The sequence below is a fragment of the Streptococcus suis genome (assembly GCF_002964045.1).
GTDB classification, from domain to species: Bacteria; Bacillota; Bacilli; order Lactobacillales; family Streptococcaceae; genus Streptococcus; species Streptococcus suis_U.
In genome coordinates, this window is record NZ_POPB01000191.1 from 1 (window position 1) to 16,761 (window position 16,761).

Annotated in this window: 15 protein-coding genes; 12 read left to right on the forward strand and 3 right to left on the reverse strand. The window is 42.6% G+C overall.

What is annotated here, in order from left to right:
- A partial coding sequence (locus tag C1E99_RS01250; RefSeq protein WP_153060138.1) for an IS30 family transposase occupies window positions 1–395 on the forward strand: 395 nt, incomplete at its 5' end.
- A 60-nt stretch (window positions 396–455) separates the two neighbouring features.
- Here C1E99_RS01250 and C1E99_RS01255 read toward each other — a convergent pair.
- Complete coding sequence (locus C1E99_RS01255; protein WP_105206354.1) at window positions 456–1,943, reverse strand: DUF1846 domain-containing protein; 1,488 nt, start codon at window positions 1,941–1,943, stop codon at window positions 456–458.
- A gap of 271 nt (window positions 1,944–2,214) precedes the next feature.
- Between C1E99_RS01255 and C1E99_RS01260 the strand changes: the two genes are divergently transcribed.
- Together C1E99_RS01260 and C1E99_RS01265 are read left to right on the forward strand one after the other, a co-directional pair.
- Complete coding sequence (locus tag C1E99_RS01260; protein WP_105206355.1) at window positions 2,215–3,510, forward strand: MFS transporter; 1,296 nt, start codon at window positions 2,215–2,217, stop codon at window positions 3,508–3,510.
- Window positions 3,485–4,525, forward strand: a complete 1,041-nt coding sequence (locus C1E99_RS01265) for an ArsR/SmtB family transcription factor (protein ID WP_105206356.1) — start codon at window positions 3,485–3,487, stop codon at window positions 4,523–4,525. Before C1E99_RS01260 ends, C1E99_RS01265 begins: the two co-directional genes overlap by 26 nt.
- A 71-nt stretch (window positions 4,526–4,596) precedes the next feature.
- Here C1E99_RS01265 and C1E99_RS01270 read toward each other — a convergent pair whose 3' ends face one another.
- Window positions 4,597–5,706: an NAD(P)/FAD-dependent oxidoreductase gene (locus C1E99_RS01270; RefSeq protein WP_105206357.1), complete on the reverse strand. Its 1,110-nt coding sequence runs from the start codon at window positions 5,704–5,706 to the stop codon at window positions 4,597–4,599.
- A gap of 84 nt (window positions 5,707–5,790) precedes the next feature.
- Between C1E99_RS01270 and C1E99_RS01275 the strand changes: the two genes are divergently transcribed.
- From C1E99_RS01275 to C1E99_RS01320, 9 genes are all read left to right on the forward strand, one after another.
- Window positions 5,791–6,411, forward strand: coding sequence for a GDSL-type esterase/lipase family protein (locus tag C1E99_RS01275; RefSeq protein ID WP_105206358.1), 621 nt, complete (start codon window positions 5,791–5,793; stop codon window positions 6,409–6,411).
- Window positions 6,412–6,451: 40 nt separating this feature from the next.
- Window positions 6,452–6,994 carry a signal peptidase I gene (gene lepB, locus C1E99_RS01280; protein ID WP_105206359.1) on the forward strand — a complete coding sequence of 181 codons (543 nt, stop codon included), beginning with the start codon at window positions 6,452–6,454 and terminating at the stop codon, window positions 6,992–6,994.
- Between the two features lie 201 nt (window positions 6,995–7,195).
- Window positions 7,196–9,010: a glutamine--fructose-6-phosphate transaminase (isomerizing) gene (glmS, locus tag C1E99_RS01285; RefSeq protein WP_105206360.1), complete on the forward strand. Its 1,815-nt coding sequence runs from the start codon at window positions 7,196–7,198 to the stop codon at window positions 9,008–9,010.
- Window positions 9,011–9,164: 154 nt separating this feature from the next.
- Window positions 9,165–10,928: a PTS mannitol-specific transporter subunit IIBC gene (locus tag C1E99_RS01290; RefSeq protein ID WP_105206361.1), complete on the forward strand. Its 1,764-nt coding sequence runs from the start codon at window positions 9,165–9,167 to the stop codon at window positions 10,926–10,928.
- A 134-nt stretch (window positions 10,929–11,062) separates the two neighbouring features.
- Complete coding sequence (locus C1E99_RS01300; RefSeq protein ID WP_105206363.1) at window positions 11,063–13,015, forward strand: BglG family transcription antiterminator; 1,953 nt, start codon at window positions 11,063–11,065, stop codon at window positions 13,013–13,015.
- A 1-nt stretch (window position 13,016) separates the two neighbouring features.
- Entirely contained in the window at window positions 13,017–13,454 is a 438-nt protein-coding gene (locus C1E99_RS01305) for a PTS sugar transporter subunit IIA (RefSeq protein WP_105206364.1), read from the forward strand.
- A gap of 13 nt (window positions 13,455–13,467) precedes the next feature.
- Entirely contained in the window at window positions 13,468–14,604 is a 1,137-nt protein-coding gene (locus tag C1E99_RS01310) for a mannitol-1-phosphate 5-dehydrogenase (RefSeq protein WP_105206365.1), read from the forward strand.
- Window positions 14,605–14,974: 370 nt separating this feature from the next.
- Window positions 14,975–15,748 (forward strand): TIGR01457 family HAD-type hydrolase, encoded by a 774-nt coding sequence (locus C1E99_RS01315; RefSeq protein ID WP_105108336.1) that lies wholly within the window; start codon window positions 14,975–14,977, stop codon window positions 15,746–15,748.
- A complete protein-coding gene (locus C1E99_RS01320) occupies window positions 15,738–16,364 on the forward strand; it encodes a TIGR01906 family membrane protein (RefSeq protein ID WP_105206366.1) in 627 nt (208 codons plus the stop codon). The genes C1E99_RS01315 and C1E99_RS01320 overlap by 11 nt, the downstream gene beginning before the upstream one ends.
- Window positions 16,365–16,366: 2 nt before the next feature.
- On the opposite strand, the gene C1E99_RS01325 is transcribed toward C1E99_RS01320, so the two are convergent.
- A partial coding sequence (locus C1E99_RS01325) for an IS30 family transposase (protein ID WP_153060139.1) occupies window positions 16,367–16,761 on the reverse strand: 395 nt, incomplete at its 5' end.

Below are 16,761 nucleotides of genomic sequence, written 5' to 3' on the forward strand. Positions count from 1 at the left end.
GAGCGAAAAATCAGTGTCTTTTAGTCTTAACCGACCGACGAAGTAGACACCAAATCATAAGATTAATTCCAAATAAAACTGCTGAATCTGTCAATCAGGCACTTAGGTTACTAATAGCTGAGTATCATATTTTATCAATAACTGCAGATAATGGTTCGGAATTTAGTCGATTGGTTGAAGTGTTTCCTGAGGAACATATCTACTATGCACATCCCTACTCTTCATGGGAAAGAGGTTCAAATGAAAACCATAATCGATTGATTCGGAGATGGTTACCTAAAGGAACCAAGAAAACGACTCCGAAAGAAGTCGCTTTTATCGAAAATTGGATTAACAACTACCCTAAAAAATGCTTGGACTACAAGTCGCCAAGTGAATTTCTTTTGGGTGGCTAACTTCAACTTGAAATTTGGGAAAAAAGTTCCAACCTCAAAAAGAGATTAGAACTTGATTGGTTATTTAGCCTGATAAAACTTGTTATGTTGGTAGATAGGGTCAAAGGTAAGATTAATACCTAGTTTACGAAGGACGCTCTTGTCTTCATCAGATAAAATGACTGTTGAGTGAGCTTCGCTGCCATTTAATTGGCCCAATTCTTTCATGGCACGTGCAGCAAGAGGGCTGTCTTGTGCCGTGATGGCAAGGGCGTTAAGAATCTCACTTGCATCGAGTCGTGTATTGGTCTTATCCAGATAATCTGCCTTCAATTCTTGAATTGGGCGGATGTAGTTTGGTTCGATAAGAAGTATTTCATCATCGATGTTAGCGATTTGCTTGATAGCATTGAGAAGAACAGTTGCAGTTGGTTTGAGGAGGTCGGATGTTTTTCCTGTTACCATCTCTCCATTTGGTAACTGAATAGCTAGGGCAGGGCTGGATGTCAGCTCTGCTTTTTCGCGCGCAGCGATAACGACCTTACGATCGGCTGGTGTCACACCGACTTCATTCATGAGGAGTTCAATCTTTTTAACTGCTTGCTCGCTAACCCGCTCTGCCTTGAAATCAACCAAGGTCTGGTAGTAGCGGCGGATGATTTCTTGCTTGGATGCTTCGATAGCCGCTTCCTCGTCCACGATGGAGTAGCCCACCATGTTGACCCCCATGTCCGTAGGTGAAGCATACGGTGATTTGTTCAAAATACGTTCAAAGGTACGGTTGAGGACAGGGAAAACCTCGATATCACGGTTGTAGTTGACCGCTGTTTTGCCGTAGGTTTGCAGGTGGAAGGGGTCAATCATGTTAAGGTCGTCTAGGTCGGCAGTGGCTGCTTCGTAAGCCAAGTTAACGGGGTGGTGGAGTGGTAAGTTCCATACTGGGAAGGTTTCAAACTTAGCATAGCCTGATGTTACGCCGTGTAGTTGGTCGTGGTAAAGTTGGGAGATACAAGTCGCCAATTTACCTGAACCAGGTCCAGGTGCGGTGACAACGACAAGATTGCGACTGGTTTCGATGTAGTCATTTTTGCCCATACCTTCTGGTGAGATGATGTGGTCGATATCAGAAGGATAACCCTTGATTGGGTAGTGGAGATAGGACTTGATACCATGTTTTTCCAACTGTTTGCGGAAGGCATCTGCGGCTGGTTGGTTGCGGTATTGGGTAATGACGACAGAACCGACATAAATATCAATATCATTGAAGGTGTCAATCAAGCGGAAGACTTCTTGGTCATAAGAAATACCCAAGTCGCCACGTGCCTTAGAATGTTCGATATTGCTGGCATTGATGGCGATGACGATTTCTACTTGGTCTTTCAACTCTTGGAGGAGTTTGATTTTGTTATCTGGTTCATAGCCTGGTAAAACACGGGCTGCGTGGAAATCTTCCAGCATTTTTCCACCAAATTCCATATAGAGCTTGCCATCAAACTGAGCAATTCGTTCTAAAATATGGTCACGTTGCAAATTCAAATATTTATTTGAATCAAATGCGATTTTCTTCATCCAATAAGTCCTCCAAATGTGTAATGTTCTCTGGGAAAAACAAAAATAGCTCCCTAAAACTAGGGAGCCTTTTCTCCGACCTCTCAAAAGAGGTGCCCGAACAATACTATAACAAAATGTGCTCATCTTGTCAAGAAAAAGCCAGATAGAAGAAAAATTAAATGGATGTTTAAAAAATATTTAATTTTTATAAAATTAAGTGTTGACTTAATTAAAATAAAGTGTAAAATAAAATTAAACGAATGTTTAATTGATATTTAAGGAGATGTTTATGAAAAAACTAATCAACAATAAATTATTCCTATCTAGCTTTGTGGCAGACTTGATTTCCAACTTTGGAGACACGCTTTACTATCTGGCTTTGATGAATTATGTTTTATTCTTACCAGATACCAAGTTTGCCTTGGCTATGATTACGGCTTCTGAAACTTTGCCGATTTTAGCAGGTCTCTTTATCGGGATTTGGGCAGATAAGACGAAAAATAAATTGGATACCATTCTTGCAACCCTGCTGGTTCGTGTCGGTCTCTATGCCCTTGTTGGCTTTTTAATGGGCTTTGCTCCTGCCCTTTGGATTGTAGCAGTCGTTTGTATGGTGAATTTCTTGTCTGACTTGGCTGGCCAATATGAAAATGGTCTTTATATGCCACTTAGCCTGCGGGTCTTGGAGGCAGAAGACCGTGAAACAGCTATGGCTTTTAAGAATACCATTGGCGGAATCTTGATGATTGTCTTTCGATCCAGTGGTGCCATTCTCATCGGTTATATGTCTTACCAACATCTTGCCTTTTTCAATGCTGGGACCTTCTTGGTCAGCCTTGCGATTATGGCAGGTTTGCGTCCAGCTTTTGCCAAGTTGTTGAAAGAAAATCCTATCCAAGAAGTTGAACAAACCGAAACAGAAGCAGGCCTTATCAAGGGAATTGGTCTGAGCCTCAAAGAATCCTATCAAGCCATTCAAAACATCCCTGTACTAAAGGTTTCGATTCTGACCATTGCGGGTATCAATACGGTTGTTAGTGCTGTATCTCCCTTGGTTATCCTGGCTATGAAGGAATTTCCAGACTTCGTGATTGTCAATTCTGGCATAACTCTTGCCTTGGTCTTCAATCTATTTTCTGTTGGTTACATCCTTGGTTCTAGTCTAGGTGTGGCTTTCTTCAAACATGTCAGCTTGACCAATCTTCTCAAGTTCTGCACAGGTTTGTCGGTCATGCTGTTTGTCGGATTTTACTTTCATAATATCTATATTGTAATGGTAGTTATCTTACTCAATACCATGACGGCTGGTATTATCAATCCAAAATTGTATGCCTTGATAATGAATGAACTACCAGAGGATAAATTGGCGACTATCAATGCAGGAATGGGGACCATATTTAATATTGGGATGCTTGCAGGTCAAGCCTTGGTAGCTCTGATGGTGACACTTTTGTCTGTCACAAGCATCTCCCTTATCTTCCTCTTGCTTTCTGTGGGACTCTTGGGCTATACTGTTATTAAACCAAAAAAGAGTTCGTTCAAGTTTAGAAAGAAGCAATATGAAATTAGATTACCGAGATTATAGAAGCGAGATTGTTGAAAAGTTCTTTATTCCTTTAATTGTCACGGAACGTGAGGAACCGATTGAGGCGGATTTTTCACAGAAAGAAAAAGACATTCTCAAAGATGCTTTGGAAATTCGAGATGAAATAGAGGAAAAACTGGCCGATTTTCGTCAGGAAGTTAACGAGGTCTTTGTTTGGGGTCATATCTTTAACATTTTGCATAGTCTTTATTTCTATCTCTTGAATGATGGGCAGGATCCAAAGACAGTCGAGGAAGCTTGTCAGTTGATTTTAAAGCTGTCTCAAGAAGAAGTAGAAGAGACTATGCGGACCATGTTGGCATCAGAAAATGAAGGTCATCGCGAGAAGGACCTCAGCCCCATGGAACTCTTGGAGAATACGGGCAAAAAACCAGCTGATAAATGGTACTGGTCGCTGGCAATCCGCAATCCACTAGAAACTGTTGAGCGGTCTGTCGCTCTCTTGGACAAGATGCTTCCAATCTACCAGCCCTACTTTGAGCAGGCAAGGGCGGAGCGTGAAGCCTTTGCTCAGGAATTTGACATTGAAAAACTATACAGAGAGTCCAAGCAGTTAGCCATGACCAGTCTGGATACTCTGGGTGTGGAAACTGCCCAATTCTTCGTTCTCAGTCCTTGGAATTATTGGTTTGCCTATTATGGTAATGAGCAATTTGACAATATGAAAGTTGCTCTTCTAGCTTCCTGTCGAATTGACCAGATTATGCTCTCAAATGACGAGCTGGATCTGGATGATTTGACAACGGCTCTTAAAGTCATTAGCGATAGTACGCGTTATCAGGTCTTGGTGGAGCTGACCAAGCCCCATGCCAAGAGCAAGGATATTGCAGAACGTCTGGCTATTACAGGGGCAGCAGTGTCCTTTCACACCCAGAAACTGATTAACGGCGACCTGCTTCTCTTTAATGCCAAAGACAAGAATGTCAAATACAGTGTCAATCGGGATTTACTTCAACAGGTGATTGATAAGTTGAAAGAGGATTTTGATTTGTAATGTTGTTTTATTTACTTACAATGTATGCATATAATAAAAAGGCTACTCAATTCGAGTGGCCTTTGGTTATTTTATAATTTCTGAATATAGTTATTAGGTGAATAGGCTGATCGGTCGAAGTTGGTATCATTTTCTAAAATTTCCTGAGCAATTTGCCAGCCGATAAATGGTCCATTTGTCAACCCAGTAGAGCCTAAACCACTTGCTACCCATACAGTTGGTTTATCTTCGATATTTCCGTAGAAAGGTGAATAAGTTGAAGTATATGCTCGGGTACCAATTCGAGTTCTAGCCACAGGATAATTTGCTAAATCGGGCATGAATTCACTAGCCTTAATGTGCATGGCTTTTATTTTTTCAGAATCCAACTCTAAGTCATATCCCATATTGTCTTCATGAGTTGCACCAATAATAATTTTTCCATTTTCAAATGGTAAAATATCGATTTCCCCATAGGGCATGCAGACTGGCCAGGTGCTGGTGTCGTATTCGGTATCTAATTCTAATAATTGTCCCTTCTGAGGTCGTACATCCACCTGATAGCCCAGGGGGTCAAGGATATGTGGTAGCCAGGCTCCTACAGCTAGGATGATATGGTCGGCAGACAGTTTTTGACCATCTAGCTCGACTGTGTGTTCATCTAGCATTTTTGCCTGCCCCTGCAATCGCGCTCCGCCATTTTTCAAAACCTCTTCTTGCAGTATGTCAATCAATCGTCCACCATCGATACGGCCACCTCCTTCTAAGTGAATGCCGTAAAAATCAGGTTTGAGTGGTGGGAGGTAGTCGGTGATTTCTGCCCCTTGCATGGTTGTAATCTGTCCGATAGTTGGAGTGTCTACACGGCGATCTTCTGCAATCTTTTGAATCTTATCCAGCAATTCAGGTTTACTCTTTAAGCCGATAGTTCCGGTTTGCTTAAAGGGGATGTCACTAGCACCGGCCGCCTCTAAATCTGCGACCAGTTTGCGGTAGAAGACAGCCCCCTCTGATGTCAGCTTGTACCAGTCTTTGTTTTTCTTTTGTGCCATCCAGGGACAAATAATCCCGGCAGCAGCTCGGGTGGCAGTACCAACCCCATGGTCGATAAGTGTTAGGTTAATGGATGGTTCTTGTGAGAGGTAGAATGCAACAGTTGAACCGACAATCCCTCCACCTATAATAATTACATGTTTTTTCATATGTTCATTATATCACAAATTCAGGAGTTTATTTATTTTTTTCAAGATGATACAATAGAAAAAAATATAATCAGAGGAGTTGACGTGTCAGATATTATGTATCCAGAGGTCCTGACAGTTGGAAGCGGGGCCATTAAAGTTGCGACAGTTGGTGATAGCCTGACCTACGGATATGGGCTTGAGAATCGTGAAAAAGATGCCTACCCCTGCATTCTTGCTGAAAAGCTGGGCCATCACTATCAAGTATCCAATTTTGGCTTGAGCGGTCGCTCCCTACAGTCAACTGCAGATTTCCCTTATTTTAATGAGAAAAATGCTCAGCTATCGCTGGAAAGTGATGCAGATATTGTCATTATCATGATTGGGAGTAATGACAGCCGAGGTCCATACTGGAATAGGGAGCGATTTATTTGCGAATACAGGGAAATGGCAGAGCGATACCTGAATTTACCTAGCCAGCCTGATGTCTATCTGGTCATTCCACCTTTCGTGCCAACCAGCCGTTTTGGGCTAAATAATCAGATTATTGAAGATGAATTGCAAACCATTATTCCAGCAATTGGTCAAGAGTTGGGAGTTCCAGTCATCAATCTCTATCCATTGACCAAGGGGCATTTGGAATACTATAGTGACGGTCTGCATTTGACACCGCTTGGAAATCAAGTTATCGCTGAGGAAATTTATCATCATCTTATGAATGATTAGTCCAGAAAATATGATATAATGGGTAATGATTGGAGAGAATATGGTAAAGAGAGATTTAGTAAAGCAACTTAGTCTGCTTATTCTGTTGATAGTAGGATTGATTGGTTTGAGAGTGTGGTTCTTTGAACCAGTTACGATTACTACACAGATGGCCAACAATTATATTAAAGAAGGTGACTTTATAGTTACTGTTCGGAATGAAAACTTGACACATGGTGACTTTGTGCTCTATACATATGATGGCAAGGAATATGTCAGCCGGGTCATCGCTCTAAATGATGAAACCGTAACCTATATGGATGATGTCCTCTATAGAGATAATGCGATTGTGACAGAAACTTATTTGAAAACACCTCATTCACAAGAAAGTTATACAGAAGATTTTACTATAGCGACCTTAACAAATGGAGCGTATGAGGCTGTTCCAGCAAATTATTTTTTAGTTTTGAATGACAATAGAACCAATCGCCAGGATAGTCGTAGTTTTGGATTGATTCCTGCAGAAGATATTATTGGGAGATTGACATTCAGGCTAAGTCCCCTTTCAGAATTTGGATTTATTAAGACAGGGCTAGTTCAGTAGAACTGGCCTTTTCATTTTTGAAAATCAGTGGTCTCGTTGTCAATGCAATTTTCAGAATCTGACTAGACCAATTAAAATATTGACAAGGATGAAATCTTGTTATATACTGATTTCAATGGTTTTGTTAGATTTGAATTTGACTATACCAATTTAAGAAAAAATTAAGAAAGCTCAATTCGTCTGAATTGAAGGTGATAGAATATGTGTGGAATTGTTGGTGTTGTAGGAAATACAAACGCAACGGACATTTTGATTCAAGGTCTTGAAAAGTTAGAATACCGTGGTTATGATTCAGCAGGTATTTTCGTAACAGGTGGCGACCAGTCACACTTGGTAAAGGCTGTTGGACGCATTGCAGAATTGTCTGCTAAAGTGGGTGATACGACCGAGGGGACAACAGGGATTGGTCATACTCGTTGGGCGACTCACGGGAAACCAACTGAGGAAAATGCTCACCCACATACCTCACAAACAGGCCGTTTCGTCCTGGTTCACAATGGCGTGATTGAAAACTACCTTGAGATGAAAAATGACTACTTGGCTGGTCATGATTTCAAGGGTCAGACAGATACGGAAATCGCTGTTCATTTGATTGGTAAATTCGTAGAAGAAGATGGCTTGTCTGTTTTGGAAGCCTTCAAAAAAGCTCTTCATATCATTCAAGGTTCTTATGCCTTTGCCTTAATTGATGCTGAAAATCCTGATACGATTTACGTTGCCAAAAACAAATCTCCACTTTTGATTGGTTTGGGCGATGGTTACAACATGGTATGCTCAGATGCTATGGCGATGATTCGTGAAACCAGCGAATACATGGAAATCCACGACAAAGAATTGGTTATTGTGACCAAAGATAATGTCCAAGTGACAGACTACGAAGGCAATGCCATTGAACGCGATAGCTATACGGCTGAGCTTGACTTGTCAGACATCGGTAAGGGAACTTATCCATTCTACATGCTCAAAGAGATCGACGAGCAACCAACTGTTATGCGTAAATTGATTTCAACATACGCAGATGCAGACGGTAAGATGATAGTGGATCCTGCGATTGTGAAAGCTGTTCAAGAGGCAGATCGCATTTACATCTTGGCGGCTGGGACTTCTTACAATGCAGGTTTCGCCTCTAAGAATATGATTGAAGCCTTGACAGATACACCTGTTGAGTTGGGTGTGGCGTCTGAGTGGGCTTACCACTTACCAATTCTCAGCAAGAAGCCACTCTTTATCCTCTTGACCCAATCAGGTGAAACAGCAGATAGCCGTCAGGTCTTGGTGCGTGCTAACGAGTTAGGCATTCCAAGTTTGACTATTACAAACGTTCCTGGTTCAACCCTTTCACGTGAAGCGACTTATACCATGTTGCTCCATGCTGGTCCTGAGATTGCTGTTGCTTCAACCAAGGCTTACACGGCTCAGGTGGCAGCTCTTGCCTTCTTGTCTAAGGCAGTTGGTGAAGCTAATGGCAAGCAAGAGGCAATCGACTTTGATTTGGTACATGAATTGTCAATTGTTGCCCAGTCTATCGAAGCTACTCTTTCTGAGAAAGACTTGATTGCTGAAAAGGTTGAAAAACTCTTGGCAACGACTCGCAATGCTTTCTATATCGGCCGTGGCAATGACTACTATGTGACGCTTGAAGCGGCTCTTAAGTTGAAAGAAATCTCTTATATTCAGACAGAAGGCTTTGCGGCTGGAGAATTGAAACACGGAACAATTTCCTTGATTGAAGACGGTACTCCAGTGATCGCTCTGCTCTCTGCCAATGAAAAAGTAGCAGCTCACACCCGCGGAAACGTTGCTGAGGTTGTTTCTCGTGGCGCTAATACCTTGATTGTAGTGGAAGAGGGCTTGGACCGTGAAGGCGATGATATCGTGGTCAACAAGGTGCACCCATTCTTGTCAAGCATCTCTATGGTAATTCCAACTCAGTTGATTGCCTACTACGCATCCTTCCAACGTGGCTTGGATGTCGATAAACCTCGTAACTTGGCAAAAGCGGTCACAGTTGAATAAAAAATATAGCAAAAACAAATATATTGGATAATACCAATGTATTTGTTTTTTTATCTAAATGAGTAACTTGTCAATAAAATTGTGACAAGATTTGAGTTTTGTTGTGACAAGGCTTTTTGTATAATAAAATTACAAAAACAGGAGGAAAAATAATATGGAAAATTCTTCATTACGAGTTCGTCTCCAAAAACTCGGAACAACTCTTTCAAATATGGTGATGCCGAATATCGGTGCATTCATTGCTTGGGGTGTCTTGACCTCGCTTTTCATTCCAACAGGTTGGTTGCCAAATGAAACCTTTGCAACGATTGTTGGTCCGATGATTACCTATCTTTTGCCACTCTTGATTGGTTATACTGGCGGTTACAATGTCTACGGCCAACGTGGTGGTGTCATGGGAGCCATCTTGACCATGGGTGTTATTGCTGGTTCAAGTGTTCCAATGTTTATTGGTGCAATGGTAGTTGGACCTCTTGGTGCTATGGCTATTAAGAAGTTTGATGAAAAGGTACAACCTAAAATCCGTCCTGGTTTTGAGATGTTGGTCAACAACTTCTCAGCTGGTTTGATTGGTTTTGCCTTGATGTTGGTAGCCTTCAAGGTTGTTGGTCCGTTTGTTGAGAGTATGACAGGTGCAATTGGTAATGGCGTACAAGCAATTGTGGATATGAAACTCTTGCCACTTGCTAACATCATCATCGAGCCTGCTAAAGTCCTCTTCCTAAACAACGCCCTCAACCACGGTATCTTTACACCGCTCGGAACAGAGCAAGTCTTGGAAGCAGGTAAGTCTGTTCTCTTCCTTTTGGAAGCTAACCCTGGACCAGGTCTTGGTATCTTGCTTGCCTATGCCTTCTTCGGGAAAGGCTCCGCAAAATCTTCTTCATGGGGCGCAATGGTTATCCACTTCCTCGGTGGTATCCATGAAATCTACTTCCCATATGTGATGATGAAACCAGCACTCTTCCTCGCAGCTATCGCTGGTGGTGTATCAGGCACTTTTGTCTTCCAAACGCTTAATGCGGGACTTGCAGCAGCAGCATCTCCAGGTTCAATCATCGCTATTACTGGTATGGTACCAAAAGGTGATGGCTATCTTGGAAATGTACTTGCTGTATACGCAGGTGTTCTTGCAGGTGCTCTTGCTTCCTTCCTAGTTGCCGCTATCATCTTGAAAGCTGACAAGTCAGAAGGTGAATCATTGGAGGCAGCACAGGCTGCAACAAAAGCTGCCAAGGCTGCTGCCAAAGGCCAAGTTGTTGAAACAGTCGCAGCAGAAATTTCAACAAACTCAGTTAAACAAATCATCTTTGCATGTGATGCTGGTATGGGTAGCTCTGCTATGGGAGCTTCGCTCCTTCGCGAAAAAGTCAAAAAAGCTGGCTTGGATATTCCAGTCACCAACAAGGCAATCGCTAATTTGCAGGATACAGATTATACCTTGATTGTGACCCAGCAAGAATTGGCAGATCGTGCAGCTCAACGGACGCCACGTGCCATTCATGTCGCTGTTGACAACTTCCTAACTTCTCCAAAATACGATGAAATCGTTGCTCAATTGCTAGGACAACCTGCTGTTGCAGTTGCAGCTCGAGTCTCAGAAGAAGCAAACCAAGCTGAAATTGATTTGAACTACATTGATGAAGTAGTTTTTGCCTACAGCCAATCCCAAGGTTCTGCCACAATGGGGCAAGCAACCCTGGCTGCTATCTTTAAAAACAAGGGAATCGGTATTCCAGTTGCAAGCGTACCGTTTGAACAATTAGCTGAGCACAATGCGAAAAATATCCTTGTAGTCACAACCATTTCACAGCAAGCAGAAGTACAACAGGCTGCTCCAAATGCGCAACTCTTGGTTGTAGATAGCTTAGTAACAACACCAGAATATGACAAGATTGTCGCTCGTATGCACAAGTAATACTCTTCGAAAATCAAACTCAGTCGTCGTTGACTTGACTTGATGAACTTCAGTTCTATCTGCGTCTGCCTCGCCTAGCCTGATTTTGATTTTCATTGAGTATCATTTACCTTAAAATGTAGTATAATAAACCTATGCTATTAACAAAACGTGAAGAACAACTGATGAAAGCTTTCCTCCAGGTAGGGAAGCTTTCATTGAAAGAAATGGCGGATATTTTACAGGTGTCCTCGCGGACTGTCTATCGGACCTTGTCTGATTTGACGGATTTTTTGGTCGAGCATGAAATCGACTTGGTCAAGGACGGGAAGAAGTATTATCTGGCAGGTGACTTGTCAGCTCTGGAAGACTACAAGACCATGGATTCTTACTCTCCCAGTCAACGCTTGGAACTGATGACCTATCAGCTCTTGACCAGTCCACAGGTGGTGACCAATGAGCAGTTTCAAGAGCAGTTCTTGGTGTCCAATGTGACAGTTATTCAGGACATTGCAGCCATTGAAAAACGCTTGTCGGACTTTGGCGTAGAGCTTGTCCGTCAAAAAGGCTATGGTCTAGCAGGTTCAGCCAGTCAGAAACGGGGAATTTTAGCCATTCTCCTAGCCAATGCGATTTCCATTCAGGACTTTTGGCAGGATGATTATGCCAGTTATCCAATTTTGGACAAGGAAGTGGTGCAGGAAAGCCGCCACGTCTTCGAGAGCTACCAAGCTGCCCTGGGAGACATTGACTCCAAGCTCAAGCAGTTGCTGATTATTCTCTTGAGTTTAGCGGATAATCAGGGGGAGTTGGACCACCGAGTTGGTGTGTCCAAGGAAGCCTTGGATTTCTCCCAGAAGGTCTTCATGGACCTGGCCCAGACTAGCAAACGCTTCTACAATATCCAAGAAATCATTTTCTTTGCCACTATTTTAGATGAGCTGATTATCAAGCGACAGGAAGTGCCACTTTTCAGAGAAAGCTTTGACAGTGGTTTCTACTACAACATCTCCCAGCTAATCGACTCGGTCTCCCGCTTTACCAAGATTGATTTCATTAAGGACAGGCTGCTCTTTCCCCTGCTCTTTAACCACATTCGACTGAGTTTGGCGGTGCCCATGCTCTTTCCAGACCACGCGACCACCAACGTCGCCTATCTGGCTACCCAGAAAAATCCCTTCCTACATCGCCTGGTAAGCCTAGTCATGCAGGATATCTTACCGTCCTACTTACACAATGAATATGAGTACGAACTGGTCACTCTGCACTTCGCCTCAAGCCTACGCAGAAGCCCAGATATCTACCCTATACGCTTGCTTTTGGTCACGGACGAAAGGCCACTAACGACCAGTGTTTTGGTATCAAAAATCAAAAATATCGCACCTTTTGTGGAATGGATTGATGTGCAGAGTACGACAAATCTGTCCCAGTTGAACTTGGATCACTATGATTACTGCCTGACCACCAAACCCTTAACGCAAGAGGACATTCACCTGATTTCCACCTTTCCGAATACGCAGGAGATTTTGGACCTACAGGAAACCTTGCAGGCCATTCAAGAAAATCGAACGGTCTTGATAAGGGAAGACATCAGAGAAGAACGGCACTATGATTTGCAGGCCTATCTGACAGCCAGCAGTCAAGTCTTGCAATCCTTCCGCTTGACTCATATCGGTCAGCAGGCTAGTTTTGAAGAAGCAGTGACAGCCATTGTAGCAGAGTTGGACCATGTGGACGACAGAGCCTACTTGGCAGACAAACTCTTGTCCCGCTTTGCTGTCAGTCCGCTGGCCATTCCCCAGACCAATCTGGCCCTCATTCACACCCAGTCCAGTCAGGTGACCCGCAGTCAATTTGTCATCGCTGAATTGGAAAATAGTGTTTCAGCGCTTTCCATGAACAATCAGCAGGAAGCAGTCCAACGCATATTGGTCATGTTGACGCCGCTAGGCGTGGAGGCAGAAGTCCGCGAACTGATGACCGCTATCAGTCAATCCATTATCGAAAACAAACTCTACACGGAGATTTACCGAACGGGCAACCAAGAAATCATCTACCAGTTGCTCAACTCAATCTTTACAGAAACTATCAAGAAATTGGAGAATTAACATGGAATTTCAAGCAAACCACATTAAATTAAACCAAGCCTTCGCCAACAAAGAAGATGCGATTCGCTACTGTGGACGTCAGTTGGTCCAAGCAGGGTATGTCAATGAAGCTTATATCGAAGCCATGATTGAGCGAAACGAAGAATTGTCTGTTTACATGGGCAACTTCATCGCCATTCCTCACGGAACAGATGCAGCCAAAAAGGAAGTTCTTTCGTCAGGTATTACCATTGTTCAGGTGCCAGCAGGTGTCAACTTTGGTACGGAAGAATCACCAAAGATTGCGACAGTCCTATTTGGTATTGCAGGTTTGGGCAACGAGCATTTAGACATTATCCAGAAAATCTCTATCTTCTGTGCAGATGTTGATAATGTGGTCAAATTAGCGGATGCTCAGTCAGAAGAGCAAGTTGTAGCATTGCTAAATAGTGTAGGATAAGGAGGGAAAAGAGATGAAACAAGCAGTTCACTTTGGAGCAGGTAATATCGGACGTGGCTTTATCGGGGAAATCCTCTTTGAAAACGGCTTTGAGATTGCCTTTGTTGATGTTAATGAAACCATTATTGATGCCTTGAACCAGCGTCATGCTTACGAGATTGAGATTGCAGAAGAAGGCCAACGCCACATTGCAGTTTCAGGGGTGCGTGGGATTAACAATCGTCAACATCCTGAAGAAGTTGTTGCAGCACTTGCCACAGCTGATTTGGTAACGACAGCTATTGGGCCAAACATCCTGCCTTTCATTGCTGGCTTGGTCGCTGAGGGTATTGAAGCCCGTCGCCAAGCAGGCAATACCCAACCGCTTGATGTCTTGGCCTGTGAAAACATGATTGGTGGCTCTGCCTTTCTTTACGAAGAAGTCAAAAAACACTTGTCAGAAGAAGGTTTGGCTTACGCAGCGGAGTTTGTTGGTTTTCCAAATGCAGCCGTGGACCGCATCGTTCCCGCTCAAAGTCATGAGGACCCATTGTTCGTCGTGGTGGAGCCTTTCAACGAGTGGGTAGTCGAAACCCAAGGCATGAAAAATCCAGACTTGAAGCTGGAGGGTGTTCACTATGAAGCGGACTTGGAGCCCTTCATTGAACGCAAACTTTTCTCTGTCAACTCAGGCCATGCGACATCTGCCTATACAGGAGCTCACTTTGGAGCGACAACCATTCTAGAGGCTCTGCAAAATCCAGAGGTGAAAAGCAAGGTAGAAGCTGTTCTGGCGGAAATCCGTAGTCTTCTGATTGCCAAATGGGGATTTGACGAGCAAGCCTTGGTGGACTACCATAAGGTCATCATCAGCCGCTTCGAAAATCCATATATCGTAGATGACATTGCCCGTGTGGCTCGGACGCCAATCCGTAAACTCGGTTATGACGAACGTTTTATCCGTCCAATCCGTGAACTCCGTGAGCGTGGCTTGTCCTATGACAACCTCCTTGCGACTGTCAGCTATATCTTTGGCTACAAGGATGAAACAGATGAGCAGTCTGTTCAACTCCAAGCTCTCCTGCAGGAAAAATCCCTACCAGAAGTCGTAGCTGAAGTGACAGGTGTGACCGACCCAGCCTTGATTGCGGAGATAGTGGCTATCATCTAAACTGTCCTTTAAAATGTGATTAGTTCATCAATTAAATAAAGCGAACAAGTTATTCTGTTTTACAGAAAATTAACTTTGTTTGCTTTTTATTTTGGCTGGTTGCAAAATTATATTAATTTGTTGCAAGATTTTGTTAAATTGGTTGCAGAATTTTATTTCTTTATCTACATTAAAAGCTAACTGGTAACTTGGTTTGTGTTATAATTGAAACAGTTGATTTTTACGGTATTTAACAGGATGACAGTAAAAAGTTGCAAATTATGTTTGAGAAATGAAATTGATTCGTGGTGGATTTCCTAAGTAATGACAGATTCTATCACTTGTTTCTATAGTTCTATATTTTGTTATGTTAAAAAAGGTTGTAAGAATTATGAATTATCAAGGTTATTTAATTGATTTGGATGGTACGATTTATGAAGGGAAAAAGCGGATTCCTGCTGGTGAACGTTTTATTCATCGCTTGCAAGAACGTCAGATTCCCTATTTATTCGTGACCAACAACACCACCCGCCGTCCTGAGATGGTGCAGGCTATGTTGGCTGAAAACTTTAACATTGAAACACCGCTTGAAACAATCTATACAGCCAGTCTGGCGACGGTAGATTATATGAATGATTTGGGCAAGGAAAAGACAGTCTATGTCATTGGAGAAGACGGGCTCAAGTCTGCCATTTTTGAGGCAGGTTATGTGGAAGACACGGAAAATCCAGCCTATGTTGTTGTCGGTTTGGATACTCAGTTGACCTATGAAAAACTGACCATTGCCACCTTGGCTATTCAAAAGGGAGCGACCTTTATCGGTACCAATCCTGATTTGAACATTCCGACTGAAAGAGGTCATTTGCCAGGAGCAGGCTCACTGATTGCACTTTTGAAAGCAGCTACCCGAGTAGAGCCGACCTTTATCGGTAAGCCTGAAGCCATCATCATGGACAAGGCTCTGGAGATTTTAGGTACAGAACGCAGCCAAACGGTAATGGTGGGAGATAACTACCTGACGGATATTCGTGCAGGGATTGACAATGGATTTCCAACTCTTTTAGTCCTGACTGGATTTACCAAGCCAGAAGAAGTAGCAGACTTACCCCTGGCTCCAACCCATGTCCTCAACAGCCTAGATGAATGGAGTTTTGATGAGAACTAAGTTACAGATTATCGGAACGATTTTATTTGTCTTGTCGGCTGCAGTTCTAGGAACCATCTACCTAGCTTGGCTAGTTTATCCGTTTGAGATTTCTTTTTTGGGGTTGGAAAAAGTGGTCTACATGAAAGCGGCGGATATTTCTTATAATTTCAATATTCTGATGACCTATCTGACCAATCCTTTTGCAAGTGTTTTAGACATGCCAAATTTTTCTTCTTCGGAAGATGGACTCAAACATTTTGCGGATGTGAAAGTTCTCTTTCATCTGGCACAGCTTATTTTCCTGATTAGTTTGACTGCAGTTTTCTATTTTTGGAAAGAAGTGGTGCGAAAAGGATATGGCAAGCTCTATCGAACTGTTTTTCTATGGATGGCACTAGCACCTTTGCTTATTGCGCTAGTGGGCTTGCTGATTGGTTTTGATAGCTTTTTTGTTCTCTTCCATCATCTGCTCTTTCCAGGTGATTCGACCTGGCTCTTTGACCCGTTGAAAGATCCGGTCATTTATATACTTCCCCAGGAATTTTTCCTTCATTGCTTCATCCTCTTTTTCATCCTCTATGAAGTTTTTTGCGGTATTTGGTTTTTTATCATAAAAACCCAAATTTCAAGTTGAAGTTAGCCACCCAAAAGAAATTCACTTGGCGACTTGTAGTCCAAGCATTTTTTAGGGTAGTTGTTAATCCAATTTTCGATAAAAGCGACTTCTTTCGGAGTCGTTTTCTTGGTTCCTTTAGGTAACCATCTCCGAATCAATCGATTATGGTTTTCATTTGAACCTCTTTCCCATGAAGAGTAGGGATGTGCATAGTAGATATGTTCCTCAGGAAACACTTCAACCAATCGACTAAATTCCGAACCATTATCTGCAGTTATTGATAAAATATGATACTCAGCTATTAGTAACCTAAGTGCCTGATTGACAGATTCAGCAGTTTTATTTGGAATTAATCTTATGATTTGGTGTCTACTTCGTCGGTCGGTTAAGACTAAAAGACACTGATCTTCCGATA